The following is a 22,358-nucleotide window of genomic DNA, read 5'->3' as shown; positions in this document are numbered from 1 at the left end:
TAAAAAAAGGCGCCGAAGCGCCTTTTTATTCCGAGAGGGTTAAGCCGGTTCTGGCTCAAGCGCCTGCTCGTCTTGATCTTCTGCTTCTAACTCAGCCATCATTTTTAGTGGGTTGTCAGAGTTTAGAAGTTCACGCCCTTGAAGCGTTGGGAACTCAACATCCAAGTCTACGATACGACCATCACGGCAAACGTTGATGATGGTATCCATACAAGAACTTAGTAGTGAGTACTTCTCATCCGGTGCAGCGATAATTGTCTGCAAACCAAGATCGCTCATGAAACCAAGTGAAGTTACTGTGTTCTCAGAATCCAGCTTGTTGAAGGCTTCATCGAATACAGACAGGCTCATACCACCTAGCGGGTTGCCATCATTACCTTCGCGTAGACGGTATGTTGCAGCTTGGGCTGCAGCAATTGCCACGTAGAACGGTACTTGGTGCTCACCACCGGAACCGGTTTTGATACGCTGAGTTAGCGTTGTTTTACGGTTACCGTCGAGATCTTTTACAACCAATTCGAAGTTGTAGAAGTTACGGTAATCCTGCAACAAACTGCTCTCGCCTTCATCTTTCAGCACTTCGTGAATCTTCGCCAGTGCATCTTTGTGAGGCTTATCGCTATCGAATTTCAGATCGAATAGAGAACCAACGTTCGCGGAATCCATCTGAGTGTAAGCTTCTACCAATTCCAGAATATCTTTCAATTCAGGGTTAGGCATCATATCGAAGCTGTACATCTCTTTATGGAACGGACGACCTTTTAGATGTTGGTTAAGCTCACGAATAAGATCTTTGATCTTGTTGATCTGATCGTTCAAGTGCGCCACAAAGTCAGATCTAAATGCTGTTTCTGCTTCTAGACGTGCACGTTCTGCTTTCTGACTGTAGTTAGCCAGTTCAGAATCTTTAAGTGCTTGTACGGTTTCATCTACAAATGCAGACAGCTCTTCATGAGTAGAATCTGGTGTAACTTTATCTAGCTGCTGATGGCTTAAGCCACCGCCATGGTATTTCGCTTTGTACTGCGCAACGCCATCACGCACAGCGTTTTTCTTCTTCTCGTGCAGAGACAGTTCGGACTGAGCCTTCTTCGCTGCTTCAAAGATAATACGCTCGAGTTCGCCAGAGCATGATTCATCTAGGTAATCGCGTTTTTCCTGTGCAGATTGCGCATCAAACTCGCCCTTCTCTTCACAAGTAGCACGTGCAGTTGCGTGCTCTTCTAGCTCTTGGTCGAATACTTCTAGCGCTGCCGTATCTTTGATGATGGACGTACGTACTTTCTGCAGCTTATCCATCAAGCTACGTTGCATCTGTTCTGTAGATTTCTGCTCAGCAACCAGATCAGCAATACGCTGTTGCACGCCCGTGTCATCTTGGTTGCGTAGATCGGTGATCGCCTGACGCTGACCTTCGATCTCTGTATCAAGCTGTTCGCGTTGGTTAACCAAGTCGAATACACGTTCGTTCACATTGTCTAAACCGTTGTTCAGCGTAATTAACGCATCACGTAGTTTTTCCAATGTATCGTGATTTTTACCCAGCTGCGTGAATTCAGATACTAGCTGATCAACCTGCTTACCTTGAAGCGCAGCTTGGTCAGAACGACGACGAATACCCATAATAGGCTGCTGTTCATTAATTGCCGTTGTCGAACCTTCTGTCTGCAACATGCAGTCATAAGTTAATGCACGCTCATGACGAAGTAGTTCGGTTTCAGTCTCTACCGCCATCACGCCGCCTAGTGCACGGTTCATATAGGCACGAGCATGATCATTTTCTGTATCGATGAAATAAGCCAGTGAACCCGCTTTATAACGGTTTAGCCAATCGCCAGATTTGGTCGTATTAACGATACGACAACCTTTAAGGTGACGACCTTTACGACGGTATAGCGTGATCGCTTCTTTCACACGATCTGGATCGACGATTAACGCTTCACGACGCGCACCTAGGAAAGACTCAATCGCAATACGCCATTTGTCATCGTTAATATCCGCTAGTTCACAGATCGGCGTGGACTCAATACCGTACTCTTGCAGCAACTCCATCAATTCACGGGTATTACGACGTACCGGAGCATGACCTTGTTTTAGCGCTTCAACGGCACTTTTCTGGTTCTGAATTTCTGAACGCAGCTCATTGATACGAATTACTGAGTGCTCATAACGACGTGCGATATCACGGCGAACACCTTCAACCTGACGTTTTAGGTTTTCTAGAACGTTATCAACTTCTACAGGAGATTGTGGCCATAGATCCGCCATGATGTCCTGACCAGAACGCCACTGTTCTACGCACTGTTCAACAACAGGACGGAATTTCTCAGGTAGCAATTCGCTGTTTTCAGCAAAACCGACTGTCGTGCGCATCAGGTTATAAACGCCTTGGATGCGCTCTTTCACAACATTAACTTCGTGCGTTTTAGCTGTGATAGAGGACTCAAGCGCCTTAACTTTGTGAGCTGAATCAGAGGTATTTAGCTCTGCACGGGCTTCGGCCAAGTTCTGCATAATCTGGTTGAGTTCTTCACTCTTCTTCTCCAGATCTACCTGTACCTGTTCCTCTTTCGCTTGGTTATCTTCCAAGCGCTCTGCAGCATCCTCTTTTTTAAGGTCTGCATTTTCAAAACGTGTTTCGTGAACAACCCACTCGTATTCTGCAGCGTTTTTCACATTGCGCTGAATACCATTACAAAGCTCTTGTACTTTCTCTAGCTCACCGATTCGGTTCGCTACTTCGCGCGTCTTAGTTTCCATCGCGCGGTATTCATCAAGAGACTTACGGAATGCACCGACATGGACAATGTTTTCGTCTAGAACAAACTCACGAATAAAGCGTGTAGGGCTGTCGATTGGCACGAACTTAAGCGCGTTCTTAAAGTTCTTAACAAACTTATCGTCATCGTTTGGCATCTCTGGGTCGTAACTCAGGTGCGTTACCAATTCACGAACAAAACGGCTAGAACGCTTTTCCAGAATCATATCTGGGCATTGCTTATACAAGTGATCGCGAACTTGATCCCACGCTTTAGGCAGACGGCCTTCACCTGTTTTCTCGGTAAAGTCATCTAGTGATACAGAGCAATCTGGCAGAATAAAACGACCTAGAACATCTTCATCAGCAGACGCAGTAGATGCACTAATCGCTACACCAACCGTCGTCTCTTTAGCCGTTTCAGTATCGAAGAAACTCAATGCCAAATAACAAAGCGAATCATGACGTGCAGTATTCTTTTTACCATCGTCATCAAGGAAACCTAGACAGTAGGTACGTAGGCTACGCTCACTCTTTTCACCCGCCGATGCGTTGAAGCTCAAGTGACGTTTGTTACCACCCATCAATACTGTTTGGATCGCATCCAATAGGGATGATTTACCAGAACCGTTTGGACCGACAACCGCAACGTTACCTTTAATCGGTATCTCTACAGCACCAAGAACGTACCAGTTAACCAGAATAATTCGATTTAGCTGCTTCATTCAGCTGGTACCTCTTCTTTTTCTTCTGCCGTTTCAGCGACTGCTTCGTTTGGCTCTTCAGATGTTTCGTCAGCAGCTTCTAATTCTGCATCGACTTCCGTTTCTGAAACATCTTCGTTGTTTTCTTCAGTAGGCTCTACTGCTGCTTCTGCGACTTCATCCATATCCAATACAACTTCACCATCTTGCTCGTTGGACTCACAAAGGCCTTCAAGCTGACGAATAAAGTCTTCAACCACAACCTGGCGGATTACTGGATTGATCTTAAGCGGGATATTCTTAGGTTCCATCTCATCAGGTTTACCGCGTTCGATAACACCGTGACGAGAGAACAAGGAAAGGATCTCTTTCAAACGCGTTTCGTTTGGAATCTCTTTACGCGTTAAGTTTTCATATACCGTAAGCAACTCATCAGTGCTGGTATATGCCTGCCCTGCTTCCACTTCGAAACTTTCTAAGCGCTGTTCATACTGCTGACGAATGCAAAGCAGCAACAAGGATTCATCCAAGCGTAAACGCATAAAGCGCTCTTCACCTTTAGGGATGATACCCATATAAGCTTCATCAGGCTGATGGATAAAAGACCAGCCAATCGCTTCAAAAAGATTAGTAAAGTAGTCTACATGCGAAGAAACTAGAAAATAGCTTTCACGGTGCCCAGGACGCTCCGCATATAGGAACTGATTGGTCAGCAGTTGATTCGCCGCACGGCTAAAATCGCTGGCTTGATACTGATCGCTGCGACCGATAATTTTCTGCAGATCACCTAGCATTTGAAACTTCCTTTGAATGATCTTTTCTAGTTATATAAAAATCACGACACTCAACCATGTCGGCAACGTTCACGTAATTTTCCTGGAATTTAATCTCATACTGCTCGCTCGTCTTACGCGCTTTCTTACCTAATGATTTCAGGTGGCGGACGTAACTAAAGCAGATGTAATCTTCGATCGAGCTGATCTCGAAATCGGAGGCGTTAATCTTTTCACGACCAATCAGATGGCGTTCTAAATACGCTTCTATACGATCAACTTTAACTTCACGACGCTCTTTGTATTCCTTAAAGAGTTGGCGAAGCTGTAGAACTTTTGGATCGATCTCTTTACGCGTAATAACTTGAGGTTCTGCAATGGTGCGACGTTTAACCGGCGCACGAACACTACCCGGCGCAAGGAAACCAACTGTATCCAAAGTTTGGATACGTGGGATTTCGCGGCCATCTTTTTCGCTGATTTGAGCGATTACGCGGGATAGACGTGAAGCCATACCCGGCGTCGTTTTATCCATGTAGCGAACAGTGTCAGATACACGTTTTTCCAACTTGTAGCGGAAATCGTCAATGATCGCTAAGCGCTGATCCACTGATTCGAAGATACGGATAATACGGTTGATATGTTGATGCACGCGCGCTTCAGCATCATGAATATCAACTTCAAACTGCTCTTGATAGTGCATGATCAACTGTTCCAGTTTGACTGTATCAAACTGTAACTCTCGCAATAGAGATAAAATCTGTTGACGGAATCGGAACGGGTTATTTTTGGTTTTCAGGGTTTTATAGTCTGAAACCAAGATATGCTCTACGAATCGATCAAAGAAGTTACGTACAATCTCTTGCGGGTTATTGGTTTGCGACAGATTGATCTTTAGCTCACGCAGGCCAAGCATCATATCTGTAAGGTGGGCGCTGAAATCAGCTGCTGTTTGAGCCGCTTCTGATAAAGTAATACCACGCCCTTGAGGATCATTGATCGCAGATTCTAACGAACTCAATACGTTAAGAACCGCACCGCCGTAGCTACGCTTCTCTAGGTTCGCAATCGAAACCAGAGTACGTAACAGGAAGCTATTCGCAGGAGATAGCAGGACATAACTGCGATAGATACGCTGCTCCTCTTCCAACCACCCAGTAGAAACCAAGCGACGATAGATGCGACTGGTATATTCGGCAGTTGAACGAGGAGGTTCTTGCTGATCCTCTTCAGAATCATCCTCTTCTGGTTCCCAACGACGAACACCTAGACGAATTACCGCCCCTTCGATCGTTGAACGTACCAAATCCTTAGGTACAAACGGGTCAACCAAATCTTCGTCAAAGAACAGGTCGGCCAATGAGATAAGTACAGCCTGATAAACCTGTCGATTCTGCCCGGATAAAGGCAAAAACAAGTTATCAGGAAGTTTATTAAACAGCATTCAGCGTTAATCCGCGGTCTTTAAACCCGTGAACAGGGTTCTATTTTTATAAGGTAATAGGAACCGATTCTAGCGGAAAATTGGACTAGGGATAAGGGTTAAATCCACTATATTCGTAGTTGAATATAGACGGGAATTCATCTTCCCCTAGAAAACAAAAAAGCACCCATAAAGGGTGCTTTTAACTAGTTGATAACTCTATCGATTATTAGTTGATACCATCATCGATGTTGTTGTTATCAAGAAGCTGCTGTAGTTGCGCTGCTACATCTGTATCCGCTGCAACGTTGTTCAAGTCGATAGTCTGAACAACATTAGAGCTAGATGCATCAGTGATCTGCAACTGTAGATTGCCATCAACATTCTCTACTGCAGAGATAACATGCGAACCATCAGACAGTACATCCGATAGATCGATCACATCATTTTCCGAAGTGTTGAAATCAACAATCTGATCAGCAGCAGGTGCGTTATCAACTCCAAGATCAGACTTAGACCAAACAAACAAATCCTCGCCTTCACCACCAGTTAGAATATCGTTTCCTGCTTGTCCAATTAGTATATCGTCACCATCACCTGCAACTAGAACATTGTCCAGACTGTCGCCTACTAGATAATCGTCAGACGTAATATTCAGAACTGCAGATGAAGTATCACCATCAGCATCTTCAATTTCATACTCGAATGAATCAATACCAGTCGGATAGTAATCGTAACTAATCTCTGTAAGCGTTATACCCTGACCCGAAGGATCCGTGATAGTAAACACAAGATATTTAACCTCACCGGAAATACCCTCAGCACTACCGGTATAAGTACCATTGCTTACTGACTGACCTCCAGACATATCACCATAGGTTATTAGAGACCCATCAGCAGCAAACGCCTGCCACTGAATATCAGTAGGATCCGTTTGATTAGCATTGTATTGACCAATGACAAATGTAAATGATCCAGACACAGCCTTAGAAAGCTCGTATACAAGATATTCACCATTATCTAATGTCGCAGCTCCGTTATTATCAGCAACACCGTAACCCTGTTTGTTAGCGCTAGCCGAGCCATGAGTAGAAACGGAAACGTCACTTTGAATGGTCGGATTAAGGTTTAGAGAACCATCAGCATTGTACAAATCAAATGCAAAACTACTTTCAGTATCAGAATACGCTGAAATAACGGCACCCTGAGTATCATTAACCTTTACTCGAATAGTTTCACTTGTAGCGTTATATTCGTAGCTGTATTCACCATTGGCATCAATAGTTAACGCACCATAAGCACCTTGGATAACGGTATCACCAGATGGACTTACCGGATTACCATTCACAGAAGTAACTTTATTATCTACATCAACACTTAAATAATCGTTGGATAGAACATTACCCTCTACAACTACAGAGGTATCTATAACAGCGTCAGAATCATTTACCGCCACAGGTACATCGTCAATCACTCTAATCGTTAAATTAGTTGAAGCCTCTGCACCATTAACGTTGGTTACAGTGTAAGCAAACTGGTCGATATCATTAACGCCCTCATCTGTTGTAGATGTAAGTTCGTAGTCATAATCACCAGCCAAGCGACCATTGAAATCATCTGTATAAACAGTAAGTTCACCGATATCAGTTGTAATTACGGTAATGCCAGTAGGATCAACACGAATACCATCTATATGAGTAAGCTCCGAATCGATGCCCAGTAGATTATCATTGGCAAGTAAGTTACCAGAGACAATAACTGGACTAGATGAAGCCAATAGCGATTCTTCAACCTCTTTAACATCTTCAAACACAGACGGTTTTACAGTAGATGACAAGTCGGTTGGTACAGGAGTATCGCTGTTAACATCAATAGCTACTGTCGCTGAAGAGCTTGTTAAACCCTTTTCATCTTCAACCGAATAAGTAAACGAAACATCGTCAACAAGATCGTACGCCAACGAAGCAACGTAATAATCACTCGAATCGGATGGGCTATTCTCATTCTGATACTCCGTCCCAACGAAACGAAGTTGATCAAATGCAATATCCGATAAAGTAAATGAAGCACTGCCAGTACCGTTGTTATTACCAATAGAGGTAGTATCAACATTTCCATTGCTAGGAGAGAAATCTGCAACTGCTGTACTAGATGCTGTGAAAGTCCATGTACCAACTAAAGCTCCGTCCAAATAAGCATGAACCACGCCAATCTCACCGCCACTTTCGCTATTGATTAAGTGAGTAACACCAATCGTTGCGTTAGTAACAGGTTGATCAAAATCAAACAACAGAGTTTCAGTATTGCCATCAGCATACTCAATCTGATTGATTCGATCATCAGAGCCACTATCAACCCCTAAACCGTCATTATTAATTTGAGTGACAGAAGATTGGGTACCATCCAAACCATAAGCAATAACATCCAAGCCTGCACTACTAGCAGCAACAGCATCAAAACCTTGAGTAAAATCGAAGGAAATAGTACTACCCGTACTTTCTAAGACTTGATCGTGCTCAGCTACCCAATAAAGAGTATCTGATGTGCTAAATTGATCACTCTGAATTTCGGATGCATCAAGTTTGATATAGCTTCCATCTTGAAGCAGATAGATGTCACCATAATTTGGAAGAGAATCTATACTAAAGATCAGACTATCTTCTGCAGTTTCAAGATCAGAACCCCCAAGATCAGCAGGATCACCACCTACAGTTTCATCATTTTCAGCGACAGACAGATCACCATCAAGACCACCACCTATATCGATTTTCTTGATAAATGCATAGTTGCCAATTGGGAAATTAGCATCTAGTGAATCTGTACTTAAATTAGATTGGGTTGAAACATCATCAGCAGCTGGTGGTGCATTAAAATCAGCATCTGTAATCTCAGTGTCAGTGCTCGCTGTGGTGATCGACGCACTACCGTGATCTACACTTTCTCCGCTCAATGTCGCCGTGATCGTCTCGGTGCCTTCATCGTTATCGTCATTGATCGCACTTACATCAAAGCTGAAATCAGAGCCGGTAAAAGTACTGTCAAACGTCAGCGTACCATTGCTGTAGCTCACACCCTGTGTGTTATTCGCCGCAGTTGTAATCGCTGTTACGAAGTCACTGTAGTCCTCATCTGAAGTTGCATCACCGCTTGGAGTGATAGCAACACTAGCCGTGTTGCCCGCTACAAGCGGATCGCCACCCAGCGTCACGGTGAACGTCGCTGTCTCTTCCAACTCTTCTGAAATCGACGGTGTAGAGTTGATTGCAAATGTTACCGCTGCATCCAGTTCTGTGATCTCAGTGTCAGTGCTCGCCGTGGTGATCGACGCACTACCGTGATCTACACTTTCGCCGCTTAACGTCGCCGTGATCGTCTCGGTGCCTTCAACGTTATCGTCATTGATCGCACTTACATCAAAGCTGAAATCAGAGCCGGTAAAAGTACTGTCAAACGTCAGCGTACCATTGCTGTAGCTCACACCCTGTGTGTTATTCGCCGCAGTTGTAATCGCTGTTACGAAGTCACTGTAGTCCTCATCTGAAGTTGCATCACCGCTTGGAGTGATAGCAACACTAGCTGTGTTGCCCGCTACAAGCGGATCGCCACCCAGCGTCACGGTGAACGTCGCTGTCTCTTCCAACTCTTCTGAAATCGACGGTGTAGAGTTGATTGCAAATGTTACCGCTGCATCCAGTTCTGTGATCTCAGTGTCAGTGCTCGCCGTGGTGATCGACGCACTACCGTGATCTACACTTTCGCCGCTTAACGTCGCCGTGATCGTCTCGGTGCCTTCAACGTTATCGTCATTGATCGCACTTACATCAAAGCTGAAATCAGAGCCGGTAAAGGTACTGTCAAACGTCAGCGTACCATTGCTGTAGCTCACACCCTGTGTGTTATTCGCCGCAGTTGTAATCGCTGTTACGAAGTCACTGTAGTCCTCATCTGAAGTTGCATCACCGCTTGGAGTGATAGCAACACTAGCTGTGTTGCCCGCTACAAGCGGATCGCCACCCAGCGTCACGGTGAACGTCGCTGTCTCTTCCAACTCTTCTGAAATCGACGGTGTAGAGTTGATTGCAAATGTTACCGCTGCATCCAGTTCTGTGATCTCAGTGTCAGTGCTCGCTGTGGTGATCGACGCACTACCGTGATCTACACTTTCGCCGCTTAACGTCGCCGTGATCGTCTCGGTGCCTTCAACGTTATCGTCATTGATCGCACTTACATCAAAGCTGAAATCAGAGCCGGTAAAAGTACTGTCAAACGTCAGCGTACCATTGCTGTAGCTCACACCCTGTGTGTTATTCGCCGCAGTTGTAATCGCTGTTACGAAGTCACTGTAGTCCTCATCTGAAGTTGCATCACCGCTTGGAGTGATAGCAACACTAGCTGTGTTGCCCGCTACAAGCGGATCGCCACCCAGCGTCACGGTGAACGTCGCTGTCTCTTCCAACTCTTCTGAAATCGACGGTGTAGAGTTGATTGCAAATGTTACCGCTGCATCCAGTTCTGTGATCTCAGTGTCAGTGCTCGCTGTGGTGATCGACGCACTACCGTGATCTACACTTTCGCCGCTTAACGTCGCCGTGATCGTCTCGGTGCCTTCAACGTTATCGTCATTGATCGCACTTACATCAAAGCTGAAATCAGAGCCGGTAAAAGTACTGTCAAACGTCAGCGTACCATTGCTGTAGCTCACACCCTGTGTGTTATTCGCCGCAGTTGTAATCGCTGTTACGAAGTCACTGTAGTCCTCATCTGAAGTTGCATCACCGCTTGGAGTGATAGCAACACTAGCTGTGTTGCCCGCTACAAGCGGATCGCCACCCAGCGTCACGGTGAACGTCGCTGTCTCTTCCAACTCTTCTGAAATCGACGGTGTAGAGTTGATTGCAAATGTTACCGCTGCATCCAGTTCTGTGATCTCAGTGTCAGTGCTCGCTGTGGTGATCGACGCACTACCGTGATCTACACTTTCGCCGCTTAACGTCGCCGTGATCGTCTCGGTGCCTTCAACGTTATCGTCATTGATCGCACTTACATCAAAGCTGAAATCAGAGCCGGTAAAAGTACTGTCAAACGTCAGCGTACCATTGCTGTAGCTCACACCCTGTGTGTTATTCGCCGCAGTTGTAATCGCTGTTACGAAGTCACTGTAGTCCTCATCTGAAGTTGCATCACCGCTTGGAGTGATAGCAACACTAGCTGTGTTGCCCGCTACAAGCGGATCGCCACCCAGCGTCACGGTGAACGTCGCTGTCTCTTCCAACTCTTCTGAAATCGACGGTGTAGAGTTGATTGCAAATGTTACCGCTGCATCCAGTTCTGTGATCTCAGTGTCAGTGCTCGCTGTGGTGATCGACGCACTACCGTGATCTACACTTTCGCCGCTTAACGTCGCCGTGATCGTCTCGGTGCCTTCAACGTTATCGTCATTGATCGCACTTACATCAAAGCTGAAATCAGAGCCGGTAAAAGTACTGTCAAACGTCAGCGTACCATTGCTGTAGCTCACACCCTGTGTGTTATTCGCCGCAGTTGTAATCGCTGTTACGAAGTCACTGTAGTCCTCATCTGAAGTTGCATCACCGCTTGGAGTGATAGCAACACTAGCTGTGTTGCCCGCTACAAGCGGATCGCCACCCAGCGTCACGGTGAACGTCGCTGTCTCTTCCAACTCTTCTGAAATCGACGGTGTAGAGTTGATTGCAAATGTTACCACTGCATCCAGTTCTGTGATCTCAGTGTCAGTGCTCGCTGTGGTGATCGACGCACTACCGTGATCTACACTTTCGCCGCTTAACGTCGCCGTGATCGTCTCGGTGCCTTCAACGTTATCGTCATTGATCGCACTTACATCAAAGCTGAAATCAGAGCCGGTAAAAGTACTGTCAAACGTCAGCGTACCATTGCTGTAGCTCACACCCTGTGTGTTATTCGCCGCAGTTGTAATCGCTGTTACGAAGTCACTGTAGTCCTCATCTGAAGTTGCATCACCGCTTGGAGTGATAGCAACACTAGCTGTGTTGCCCGCTACAAGCGGATCGCCACCCAGCGTCACGGTGAACGTCGCTGTCTCTTCCAACTCTTCTGAAATCGACGGTGTAGAGTTGATTGCAAATGTTACCGCTGCATCCAGTTCTGTGATCTCAGTGTCAGTGCTCGCCGTGGTGATCGACGCACTACCGTGATCTACACTTTCGCCGCTTAACGTCGCCGTGATCGTCTCGGTGCCTTCAACGTTATCGTCATTGATCGCACTTACATCAAAGCTGAAATCAGAGCCGGTAAAGGTACTGTCAAACGTCAGCGTACCATTGCTGTAGCTCACACCCTGTGTGTTATTCGCCGCAGTTGTAATCGCTGTTACGAAGTCACTGTAGTCCTCATCTGAAGTTGCATCACCGCTTGGAGTGATAGCAACACTAGCTGTGTTGCCCGCTACAAGCGGATCGCCACCCAGCGTCACGGTGAACGTCGCTGTCTCTTCCAACTCTTCTGAAATCGACGGTGTAGAGTTGATTGCAAATGTTACCGCTGCATCCAGTTCTGTGATCTCAGTGTCAGTGCTCGCTGTGGTGATCGACGCACTACCGTGATCTACACTTTCGCCGCTTAACGTCGCCGTGATCGTCTCGGTGCCTTCAACGTTATCGTCATTGATCGCACTTACATCAAAGCTGAAATCAGAGCCGGTAAAAGTACTGTCAAACGTCAGCGTACCATTGCTGTAGCTCACACCCTGTGTGTTATTCGCCGCAGTTGTAATCGCTGTTACGAAGTCACTGTAGTCCTCATCTGAAGTTGCATCACCGCTTGGAGTGATAGCAACACTAGCTGTGTTGCCCGCTACAAGCGGATCGCCACCCAGCGTCACGGTGAACGTCGCTGTCTCTTCCAACTCTTCTGAAATCGACGGTGTAGAGTTGATTGCAAATGTTACCGCTGCATCCAGTTCTGTGATCTCAGTGTCAGTGCTCGCTGTGGTGATCGACGCACTACCGTGATCTACACTTTCGCCGCTTAACGTCGCCGTGATCGTCTCGGTGCCTTCAACGTTATCGTCATTGATCGCACTTACATCAAAGCTGAAATCAGAGCCGGTAAAAGTACTGTCAAACGTCAGCGTACCATTGCTGTAGCTCACACCCGGTGTGTTATTCGCCGCAGTTGTAATCGCTGTTACGAAGTCACTGTAGTCCTCATCTGAAGTTGCATCACCGCTTGGAGTGATAGCAACACTAGCTGTGTTGCCCGCTACAAGCGGATCGCCACCCAGCGTCACGGTGAACGTCGCTGTCTCTTCCAACTCTTCTGAAATCGACGGTGTAGAGTTGATTGCAAATGTTACCGCTGCATCCAGTTCTGTGATCTCAGTGTCAGTGCTCGCTGTGGTGATCGACACACTACCGAGATCTACACTTTCGCCGCTTAACGTCGCCGTGATCGTCTCGGTGCCTTCAACGTTATCGTCATTGATCGCACTTACATCAAAGCTGAAATCAGGGCCGGTAAAAGTACTGTCAAACGTCAGCGTACCATTGCTGTAGCTCACACCCTGTGTGTTATTCGCCGCAGTTGTAATCGCTGTTACGAAGTCACTGTAGTCCTCATCTGAAGTTGCATCACCGCTTGGAGTGATAGCAACACTAGCTGTGTTGCCCGCTACAAGCGGATCGCCACCCAGCGTCACGGTGAACGTCGCTGTCTCTTCCAACTCTTCTGAAATCGACGGTGTAGAGTTGATTGCAAATGTTACCGCTGCATCCAGTTCTGTGATCTCAGTGTCAGTGCTCGCTGTGGTGATCGACGCACTACCGTGATCTACACTTTCGCCGCTTAACGTCGCCGTGATCGTCTCGGTGCCTTCAACGTTATCGTCATTGATCGCACTTACATCAAAGCTGAAATCAGAGCCGGTAAAAGTACTGTCAAACGTCAGCGTACCATTGCTGTAGCTCACACCCTGTGTGTTATTCGCCGCAGTTGTAATCGCTGTTACGAAGTCACTGTAGTCCTCATCTGAAGTTGCATCACCGCTTGGAGTGATAGCAACACTAGCTGTGTTGCCCGCTACAAGCGGATCGCCACCCAGCGTCACGGTGAACGTCGCTGTCTCTTCCAACTCTTCTGAAATCGACGGTGTAGAGTTGATTGCAAATGTTACCGCTGCATCCAGTTCTGTGATCTCAGTGTCAGTGCTCGCTGTGGTGATCGACGCACTACCGTGATCTACACTTTCGCCGCTTAACGTCGCCGTGATCGTCTCGGTGCCTTCAACGTTATCGTCATTGATCGCACTTACATCAAAGCTGAAATCAGAGCCGGTAAAAGTACTGTCAAACGTCAGCGTACCATTGCTGTAGCTCACACCCTGTGTGTTATTCGCCGCAGTTGTAATCGCTGTTACGAAGTCACTGTAGTCCTCATCTGAAGTTGCATCACCGCTTGGAGTGATAGCAACACTAGCTGTGTTGCCCGCTACAAGCGGATCGCCACCCAGCGTCACGGTGAACGTCGCTGTCTCTTCCAACTCTTCTGAAATCGACGGTGTAGAGTTGATTGCAAATGTTACCGCTGCATCCAGTTCTGTGATCTCAGTGTCAGTGCTCGCTGTGGTGATCGACGCACTACCGTGATCTACACTTTCGCCGCTTAACGTCGCCGTGATCGTCTCGGTGCCTTCAACGTTATCGTCATTGATCGCACTTACATCAAAGCTGAAATCAGAGCCGGTAAAAGTACTGTCAAACGTCAGCGTACCATTGCTGTAGCTCACACCCGGTGTGTTATTCGCCGCAGTTGTAATCGCTGTTACGAAGTCACTGTAGTCCTCATCTGAAGTTGCATCACCGCTTGGAGTGATAGCAACACTAGCTGTGTTGCCCGCTACAAGCGGATCGCCACCCAGCGTCACGGTGAACGTCGCTGTCTCTTCCAACTCTTCTGAAATCGACGGTGTAGAGTTGATTGCAAATGTTACCGCTGCATCCACATCTGTGATTGTAGTAGTCACTGTAGCAGCATCATAAGTGATCGCTTCGTACTCACCTTCTTCGCTGTAGTTACCCACCAAAGCAACCGTGAACGTTTCACCGTTATCCGCCAGGGCATCATTGCTTGCTGTAGAGCTAAATGCTTCACCGATCGTCGCTTCCGTACCACTTACTGTGTAGTCGTCATCGCTGGTTTCGCCGTTGTTCGTGAAACGCACATCAACCGTACCTGTTGGCTGATCTTCATCCACCAATGGCTGACCATCTTCACCTACCGCAAGTACTACATAGTATGCGCTGGTCTCACCCTCTTCACTAATCTCAGACGCAGCCTCTGATACGCTACCATCTGCATTCGCTGCAAATAGCTTGAACGTATAAGCACTGTCATTATCGTCTGTATTATCTGGGTCATTCGAAGTTTCATCGATGATCGTTGTAGTGACGGTCGCTTCATCATAAGTGATCGCTTCGTAGTCATCTTCTTCGCTGTAGTTACCCACCAAAGAAACCGTGAACGTTTCACCGTTATCCGCTAGGGCATCATTGCTTGCTGTAGAGCTAAATACTGTACCGATCGTCGCTTGCGTGCCACTTATTGTGTAGTCGTCATCGCTAGTTTCACCGTTATTCGTAAAACGCACATCAACCGTACCTGTTGGCTGATCTTCGTCCGCCAATGGCTGACCATCTTCACCTACCGCAAGTACTACATAATAAGCGCTGGTCTCACCCTCTTCACTAATCTCAGACGCAGCTTCTGATACGCTTCCATCTTCATTCGCTACAAACAGTTTAAAGGTATAAGTTATAGGATCAGCTTCAGGAGCTTCAGAGGTTTGTTGTTCATCACTTCCTTCAAATACTTCAAGGGTATCATCTGACCGTGTAAAGCCTACCGTTTCATAACCTGCATTAGGATCTACTTCTTCAGCCGTACGCTCTATATTTACTGTTGAAGAGCCTTCATTACCTTCACCACCTGCTTGCGTATCACCACCTGCTGCAGTTGCTTCCGATACAGCTGTAGGATCGGCACCTGCTAAGATCGCTGCCTGAATCGACTCTACATCCGCCGTTGCTTCAGAAAGATCAAAATTATTAGATTCTGTATATGTCTCAGCATTAGCCAACCAATTTTGGCCACCATCCAGTCGTACAGGTTCTCCTGCATCCATAGCAATCTCAATCGACGCATCAGGAGCAACTCGTATCATTTCATCTGCATATACTTCTTCCCCTAATGAAAGAAGCCTCTCTGTACCATCTGCCTTGACAGCTACTACATTTCCAATCAGAAGCGAAACTGTACCAATTACATTCATATATACTATTCCTTAGAAAACAGATCTCTGGATGATTGTTGTCCTTTATAAATGCCCAAATAAACAAAAACTATTGTACCGAGGTACAGGTATATATTTTTTTCTAGTTTTTAATAAGTTAGATCAAATTATTCGAAATCAAAAAACCACCTTAGACAGGCTGAATTTATCTCACCTGAACATAATTTGAGCTAATTTCAGCCAAAATTGTTTACGCTATAATCAACCCTACTAATCATTGAGTTTTTTTGTAAAAAACCCCTTGACGCCCCAACCCTTGGTCATTAAGATACGCCGCACTTTCAAGGCTAATCCCTGATAGCTCAGTTGGTAGAGCAGTAGACTGTTAATCTATTGGTCGCTGGTTCGAGTCCAGCTCAGGGAGCCAACTTGATAGTACAGCTGATGATCCCCGATAGCTCAGTTGGTAGAGCAGTAGACTGTTAATCTATTGGTCGCTGGTTCGAGTCCAGCTCGGGGAGCCATTTAGTCGGAGTGTAGCGCAGCTTGGTAGCGCATCTGGTTTGGGACCAGAGGGTCGGGGGTTCGAATCCCTCCACTCCGACCACTTTCATTGGCAATTATTCTAAATACCTGCTCAGGTATGATCGTCGGAGTGTAGCGCAGCTTGGTAGCGCATCTGGTTTGGGACCAGAGGGTCGGGGGTTCGAATCCCTCCACTCCGACCACTTTCATTGGTTAATTTCCAAAACACCTGCTCAAGTATCATCGTCGGAGTGTAGCGCAGCTTGGTAGCGCATCTGGTTTGGGACCAGAGGGTCGGGGGTTCGAATCCCTCCACTCCGACCATCTTAATATTCTCTATTTGCTTTCAATGACTAACTAAATCAATAGAGTTGAATTTGATAACTCATTGCTTTCGTCGTCTATTAGATTGTATTCGCAGCAGTTTTTCCTCGTAAACATCAAGCCCATTACGCCTAGCTCAATAATAACTCGTAGGCAATTCCCCCAGTATAATCACCATAAACCAAAGCTAAGATTTTTCTTCCTGAACCAGTTTTAATTTTTCATAAAGCTCTTCAGCCTCACGCGTCAGAAATGAATATTTTTCAATATCACCACTACGCTGCGCTTTCATAGCCTGCTCAAGCTTAGCGTTATATTCTTTCTTAAGTCTTTTTTCAGGATTCTGCTTTAAAAATGAGAACATCTGTTTCACCTTACATTCCAGAGAAACAAATATTACGAGAGGGAAAAGTGAACCGATCACATAGACAGTGCAACCGGCTCCAATATGAACTATGTATGGTTAGACAGTAGGCTCTTCAAAGAATTTCGCCAGAACTTTCGTCAAAGCAATAACATCCTTAGTACCAGCCATTTCACGAATTGAGTGCATTGCAAATTGCGGAACACCAATATCCAGCGTTTTCACACCCAGTTCCGCAGCTGTAATTGGCCCTATGGTACTACCGCACGCCATATCACTTCTTACAACAAATGCCTGAACCGGAACATTCACCTGCTGAGCAAGATCCCTAAATATCGCACTAGTTTCACTGTTGGAAGCATAGCGCTGATTCGCGTTGAGCTTAATTACAGGCCCCTCATTAATTAAAGGGCCATGGTTTGCATCGTGCTTATCCGCAAAATTAGGGTGAATACCATGAGCATTATCTGCCGAGATCATCATAGAACGACTTATCATCCGCACCCTATCCTCGACAGCAGGCATCAATCGTTCCAACACCTGGCTCAACATTGGCCCTTGAGCACCAGAAGAACTCATACTGCCTACTTCTTCATGGTCATTGCAGACTAAAAGCGCCCCTTGCTCAAAATCAGATTGCAGCAATGCCGCCAATCCCATGTAGCAACTTAAAAGATTATCCAGTCTTGCAGATGACAAATACTCTTTCTTTAACCCTGTCAGTGCTGGCCTTTGCGTATCGTATAGCGAGATTTCATAATCAAGTACCTCCGCCACATCCTCAACACCTTCAGCAGATAATCTATCCGCCAACATCTGCTTAAAACTAAACCCTTTATCCCCTTGCCCTAAAATAACTGGCAAATAGGTTTGAGCATTGATTGTTCTACTTTTATTTGCCTCTCGATCCAGATGAATAGCCAAACTAGGAATCAGTGCTATCGGATCCTTAAAGTTGACTAATGCCTTAGAACGCTCACCTTTTAGAGACTTATAACTCACTCGCCCTGCCATAGACAGATCACGATCAAACCAGGGGTTTAACAACACCCCACCATAAACCTCAACACCCAACTGCTGATAGCCATGTCTATTCAGTTCAGGAACCGGCTTCACTTTTAGACAAGGAGAATCAGTATGCGCGCCCACCATACGTAATCCAGACTCTGCCAGATTAACATCACGCGGCAAAGACCAAGCAATTATGGAAGAGCCATTGCGAGTAACGTAATACTTCCCACCCGCTTGTAACTGCCAACTATCCTCTTCACGCAGCTCCATAAAACCATTTTTAGCCAAACGCTGCGACATCTCCTTTACCGCGTGATACGGCGTTGGAGACGCTTCTAAGAACAATTGTAAATCTGCAATTAAATCTGTCATTTAAAACCCTATTTCTCAGAAGCCTTAAAATCGATCAACTCAACTTTGAATATCAAAGTTGAATTCGCTGGAATATCAACACTTGGGCTAGTAGCACCGTAAGCCAATTCCGGCTTGATATAAAACATCCAAACCGCCCCTTTATTCATCATAGCTAAGCCTTCAGTCCAGCCGCGAATAACGCGATTTAACGGGAAGGAACTAGGCTCACCACGTTTATAAGAGCTATCAAATACATGCCCGTCAACACGAGTACCTTCGTAGTGAACAGTGACAGTATCAGTAACGTTAGGGCTCCCACCCTCTCCTGCCTGAACAACTTTATATTGCAAGCCACTCGGTGTTACTTTTACATCTTGATCTTTTGCATTTGACTCTAGAAAGGCAACACCTTCTTTCCTGACGTCATCATTAAGCGCCTTCTCAACCAACGCTTGACGAAACTTTTTCTCTTCAGGATCTTCACCACAACCACTAACCAATCCTAGCGCCATCGCCAGAGCTGTAACACCTACGAATTTCATGTTCATAAACGAATACCAAATAAATCCATACACTCTTTATAAGCAATTGATTTTACAACAGTGCCGCGCATGTCTACACTCAACAAACTGTGACAGGGAACTCACAACCCTTTTTTAGGGTCATAGTTAAATCCAGAGCGCTGAATTAAGACTTACATTATGCATAGATCGCTATTAAAGCCACTGTTGTTTACTGCGTTATCCTTCCTAATTCCAAGTACTGCCAATGCACTTGCAACACCGCTCAAATCAGAGCCGGTGCATAAGCAAACGTTATTAGAAATTACAGAATCGCTCAAACTAGGCCACTATAACAGAGTCAATTTGGATGATTCTCTATCCGGACAAATCTTTAATCAATATATTAAAGATCTCGACCCTGCACGCAGCTATTTTTACAAAAGCGATATAGATGAATTCGAAAAATATCGCTTAGTACTAGACGATCAAATCCGCTCAGGAGAACTCTCTGCAGCTTATTTCATTTTCAACCGCTATCAAGAGCGTATTGAAGGTCGCCTAGAGTTCATTATTGATGAATTAGAACAAGGCAAGGTATTTGATTTTTCGATTGATGAAAGCCTAAACACCGATCGAGAAAACGCAGCTTGGATTGAATCCACACCAGAGATGAATGCGCTTTGGGATCGCCGACTTAAGAGTGCTCTACTCAACCTTCTTCTAGCCGACAAGTCCGAGGAAGAAGCACGAGAAATTCTAATAAAACGCTACAAAAACCAACTAAAAAGAAGCCTGCAGGTTAATAGCGAAGACGTATTCCAATCGTTTGCCAACGCTTTTACCAAGCAATACGATCCTCACACTCAGTATTTTTCACCAAGAAAATCTGAGAATTTTAAAATCAACATGAGCTTATCTCTTGAAGGGATCGGCGCTGTATTAAAAAGTGAAAACGAATTCACTCAGATTGTGCGCCTGGTACCTGCAGGTCCTGCAGAAAAAACCGGCCAACTAAAAGCAACCGACCGTATTATTGGTGTCGGTCAAGGTGAAGATGGTGATATCGAAGATGTCGTAGGCTGGAGATTGGACGATGTTGTTCAACTTATTCGAGGTCCTAAAGGAACTACTGTTAGACTCGAAGTAAGGACTTCTGAGCGCGAAGACATCCCTTCCAAAATCGTAAAAATTGTTCGCAATAAAGTAAAACTAGAAGAGCAATCTGCCCAAAAGCGCGTACTTGAAATTGAACACCTAGGCCAACCGTTTAAACTTGGCGTAATTGAGATACCGGCCTTCTATATCGATTTTGCAGCACTACAGCGCGGTGATGACGACTATAAAAGCACTTCCCGCGATGTAGAAAAGCTTATTCAAGAACTTAAAGACGAAGATGTTGACGGGCTAATCGTAGATCTTCGCAACAATGGTGGTGGCTCTCTACGTGAAGCCAACGACACTGTAGGCCTATTTATTCAACGCGGCCCAACAGTTCAGGTGAAAGACTCTACAGGTCGAGTTGAGGTTCTTCGCGATCTTAACCCAAAAGTCTCCTACGGTGGACCAATGGCTGTTCTTGTTAACCGCCTATCTGCTTCAGCATCTGAAATTTTTGCCGGTGCAATCCAAGACTACAACCGTGGCATCGTTATTGGAGGACAAACCTTTGGTAAAGGCACCGTTCAAACCTTACTACCCCTTAACCACGGCCAGCTTAAACTGACACACGCTATGTTTTATCGAATTTCTGGTGACAGCACACAGAATAAAGGGGTGATGCCTGATATCACATTCCCTACCCTTTATGATCCTGAGATCATTGGTGAAAGTGCGCTGGATCAAGCACTTGCTTGGGACAAAGTCAGATCCGCTCCTCATGGCACATACCCAAACCTAAGACAGTTTTTAACTCAAATTAACTCACGCTATCAGTCACGCAGCCTGACAGATCCTGACTTCATCTTCATGCGTGAACAAGTTGAGCATCTCAACGAAGTACGCAAGGAAAGCAGCCTTATCCCTCTACAGGAATCAGCGCTTAAGATTGAACGTGAGAAAGCGGAAGAATGGCAAGTGAATGCCGAAAACCGTCGTCGCAGCAAAAAACAACTACCTCCGATCAAATCGCTATCAGAGCTTGATGAAGAGCTAGAAAAAGATGCTCAAGGCAGACCTATCAACCCAGAAGCTGAAGCTATGCTAGTAGAAAGTGGAAGAATTCTACTTGATACAGCCTTCTTACAGTTGCAATATTCAGCTAACGAAACCCAGAAAGGCGAACAGAAATAGCCTCGATGCTAGCGAGCAATCGCTACGCTTCTATGGATTAATAACGCCAGCCGCCAAGATAGGAAAGAAGTAAGCAATGAATACTAGAAAGCTTCTTGTAGTACTGATCATCGTTCCAATTGTATTGGCCATTCTCGGTGGCGGTGGCTATTTTGCCTATAATGAAATGCAGGGCCAGCATCAGGAAAACCTAAAAGACTTAGAAAAATTTGGCTTCACTGTCTTACCTAGCAATGTTCATACTGAGACAACTGGCGAACTCGGCACTAAGCAGCTTCCGGCCACTTTCGCACAAGACAAACTCACCCCAACGCAGAAAGTTATTAAAGGCTTAATGGCCGACAATGAGAAGCTTCTAGACGAGCAAGAAGTTTATAAAAAACAGATTGAAGGGCTTAAAGCCGAAATAGCTGCCCTTGAAGAATACAAAAAGCTCAACGAGCATTTTGCCCCTTTGACCATTGTTGAAGAAGTTGCCGCTGTAGAAAAACAACTCAAGACATTGCTTATCGATATGCCAGATGCCCGACGCTTCTCTAACCTACAAATAGAAGCAATGTCGGCAGCTGCTGGTAACGAATATAAGAAATTTATTGGTGGAAAACGCTTAATCCTATCCGACAGCGAGCGCGAAGATCTCGTTAAAACCTATATGCCCGAATTCTCGTTCTGCGTAGGGGATGGCATTGAAATCGCAGCCAACTCCCCTCGTGAAGAGCGCCTTATAACTCAATTTTTCCGTAAACAGGATAGCAGCAACCTAACCAGTGAGTTAAAAACTGATCTGGATACAGTTGTAAAACCTTGTCAAACAGCACTTTACTCCCGACTAGACGATTACGATAAACCTTTTTAATAATCCGCTAAAACCTTATACATTCTCTGTTAATTTACTGTATAATGTGCGCTCATTTTCTTTTGAAATGGGCGCTACACCGGTCAAAACGCCCTCTTCATAATAATTAAACTGACCCTGTGAATCCGGTTTTACAGGCTGAAGTGCTGTTATCCAATCTCACATTCTTAGCGAGATAAAACAGCCCTT

9 protein-coding genes and 5 tRNA genes are annotated in these 22,358 nt (G+C 45.6%); 7 read left to right on the top strand and 7 right to left on the bottom strand.

What is annotated here, in order from left to right; all coding sequences use genetic code 11:
• Nucleotides 1-39: 39 nt before the first annotated feature.
• The 4 genes from ACMXYT_RS05500 to ACMXYT_RS05485 all read right to left on the bottom strand — a co-directional run bounded on the left by ACMXYT_RS05500 (nucleotide 40) and on the right by ACMXYT_RS05485 (nucleotide 15,982).
• The gene (locus tag ACMXYT_RS05500) at nucleotides 40-3,483 is read right to left on the bottom strand and encodes an SbcC/MukB-like Walker B domain-containing protein (protein ID WP_415911978.1); all 3,444 of its coding nucleotides are present in this window, start codon (nucleotides 3,481-3,483) and stop codon (nucleotides 40-42) included.
• Complete coding sequence (locus ACMXYT_RS05495) at nucleotides 3,480-4,256, bottom strand: DUF4194 domain-containing protein (protein WP_415911977.1); 777 nt, start codon at nucleotides 4,254-4,256, stop codon at nucleotides 3,480-3,482. The genes ACMXYT_RS05500 and ACMXYT_RS05495 overlap by 4 nt, the downstream gene beginning before the upstream one ends.
• Nucleotides 4,246-5,679, bottom strand: coding sequence for a Wadjet anti-phage system protein JetA family protein (locus tag ACMXYT_RS05490; protein ID WP_415895839.1), 1,434 nt, complete (start codon nucleotides 5,677-5,679; stop codon nucleotides 4,246-4,248). Before ACMXYT_RS05490 ends, ACMXYT_RS05495 begins: the two co-directional genes overlap by 11 nt.
• Before the next feature lie 208 nt (nucleotides 5,680-5,887).
• The gene (locus ACMXYT_RS05485) at nucleotides 5,888-15,982 is read right to left on the bottom strand and encodes a retention module-containing protein (protein WP_415911976.1); all 10,095 of its coding nucleotides are present in this window, start codon (nucleotides 15,980-15,982) and stop codon (nucleotides 5,888-5,890) included.
• A gap of 312 nt (nucleotides 15,983-16,294) precedes the next feature.
• On the opposite strand from ACMXYT_RS05485, the gene ACMXYT_RS05480 reads away from it, so the two are divergent.
• The 5 genes from ACMXYT_RS05480 to ACMXYT_RS05460 all read left to right on the top strand — a co-directional run bounded on the left by ACMXYT_RS05480 (nucleotide 16,295) and on the right by ACMXYT_RS05460 (nucleotide 16,792).
• Nucleotides 16,295-16,370, top strand: a tRNA-Asn gene (locus ACMXYT_RS05480).
• Between the two features lie 21 nt (nucleotides 16,371-16,391).
• Nucleotides 16,392-16,467, top strand: a tRNA-Asn gene (locus ACMXYT_RS05475).
• Between the two features lie 6 nt (nucleotides 16,468-16,473).
• Nucleotides 16,474-16,550, top strand: a tRNA-Pro gene (locus ACMXYT_RS05470).
• A 44-nt stretch (nucleotides 16,551-16,594) separates the two neighbouring features.
• Nucleotides 16,595-16,671: transfer RNA gene (locus ACMXYT_RS05465), tRNA-Pro, on the top strand.
• A 44-nt stretch (nucleotides 16,672-16,715) separates the two neighbouring features.
• Nucleotides 16,716-16,792, top strand: a tRNA-Pro gene (locus ACMXYT_RS05460).
• Between the two features lie 187 nt (nucleotides 16,793-16,979).
• On the opposite strand, the gene ACMXYT_RS05455 is transcribed toward ACMXYT_RS05460, so the two are convergent.
• From ACMXYT_RS05455 to ACMXYT_RS05445, 3 genes are all read right to left on the bottom strand, one after another.
• A complete protein-coding gene (locus tag ACMXYT_RS05455; RefSeq protein ID WP_415901101.1) occupies nucleotides 16,980-17,156 on the bottom strand; it encodes a DUF6435 family protein in 177 nt (58 codons plus the stop codon).
• A gap of 99 nt (nucleotides 17,157-17,255) precedes the next feature.
• On the bottom strand, nucleotides 17,256-18,539 hold the full coding sequence (locus tag ACMXYT_RS05450) for a M18 family aminopeptidase (RefSeq protein ID WP_415900592.1): 1,284 nt from the start codon (nucleotides 18,537-18,539) through the stop codon (nucleotides 17,256-17,258).
• 8 nt (nucleotides 18,540-18,547) lie between these two features.
• Nucleotides 18,548-19,069, bottom strand: coding sequence for an FKBP-type peptidyl-prolyl cis-trans isomerase (locus ACMXYT_RS05445; protein WP_415900590.1), 522 nt, complete (start codon nucleotides 19,067-19,069; stop codon nucleotides 18,548-18,550).
• 153 nt (nucleotides 19,070-19,222) lie between these two features.
• On the opposite strand from ACMXYT_RS05445, the gene ACMXYT_RS05440 reads away from it, so the two are divergent.
• Nucleotides 19,223-21,313, top strand: a complete 2,091-nt coding sequence (locus ACMXYT_RS05440; protein WP_415911975.1) for a carboxy terminal-processing peptidase — start codon at nucleotides 19,223-19,225, stop codon at nucleotides 21,311-21,313.
• A gap of 76 nt (nucleotides 21,314-21,389) precedes the next feature.
• Nucleotides 21,390-22,169, top strand: a complete 780-nt coding sequence (locus ACMXYT_RS05435) for a hypothetical protein (protein WP_415904043.1) — start codon at nucleotides 21,390-21,392, stop codon at nucleotides 22,167-22,169.
• The last annotated feature ends 189 nt before the right edge of the window (nucleotides 22,170-22,358 follow it).

It is taken from the genome of Neptuniibacter sp. QD37_11 (assembly GCF_047778105.1).
Taxonomy (GTDB): domain Bacteria; phylum Pseudomonadota; class Gammaproteobacteria; order Pseudomonadales; family Balneatricaceae; genus Neptuniibacter.
This window is presented reverse-complemented; position numbering and strand designations above follow the sequence as displayed.

What these genes read in the sequence shown, in the direction of transcription:
- ACMXYT_RS05500 (WP_415911978.1), bottom strand. Translation starts at nt 3,483, where the DNA reads ATGAAGCAGCTAAATCGAATTATTCTGGTTAACTGGTACGTTCTTGGT.
- ACMXYT_RS05495 (WP_415911977.1), bottom strand. Translation starts at nt 4,256, where the DNA reads ATGCTAGGTGATCTGCAGAAAATTATCGGTCGCAGCGATCAGTATCAA.
- ACMXYT_RS05490 (WP_415895839.1), bottom strand. Translation starts at nt 5,679, where the DNA reads ATGCTGTTTAATAAACTTCCTGATAACTTGTTTTTGCCTTTATCCGGG.
- ACMXYT_RS05485 (WP_415911976.1), bottom strand. Translation starts at nt 15,982, where the DNA reads ATGAATGTAATTGGTACAGTTTCGCTTCTGATTGGAAATGTAGTAGCT.
- ACMXYT_RS05455 (WP_415901101.1), bottom strand. Translation starts at nt 17,156, where the DNA reads ATGTTCTCATTTTTAAAGCAGAATCCTGAAAAAAGACTTAAGAAAGAA.
- ACMXYT_RS05450 (WP_415900592.1), bottom strand. Translation starts at nt 18,539, where the DNA reads ATGACAGATTTAATTGCAGATTTACAATTGTTCTTAGAAGCGTCTCCA.
- ACMXYT_RS05445 (WP_415900590.1), bottom strand. Translation starts at nt 19,069, where the DNA reads ATGAACATGAAATTCGTAGGTGTTACAGCTCTGGCGATGGCGCTAGGA.
- ACMXYT_RS05440 (WP_415911975.1), top strand. Translation starts at nt 19,223, where the DNA reads ATGCATAGATCGCTATTAAAGCCACTGTTGTTTACTGCGTTATCCTTC.
- ACMXYT_RS05435 (WP_415904043.1), top strand. Translation starts at nt 21,390, where the DNA reads ATGAATACTAGAAAGCTTCTTGTAGTACTGATCATCGTTCCAATTGTA.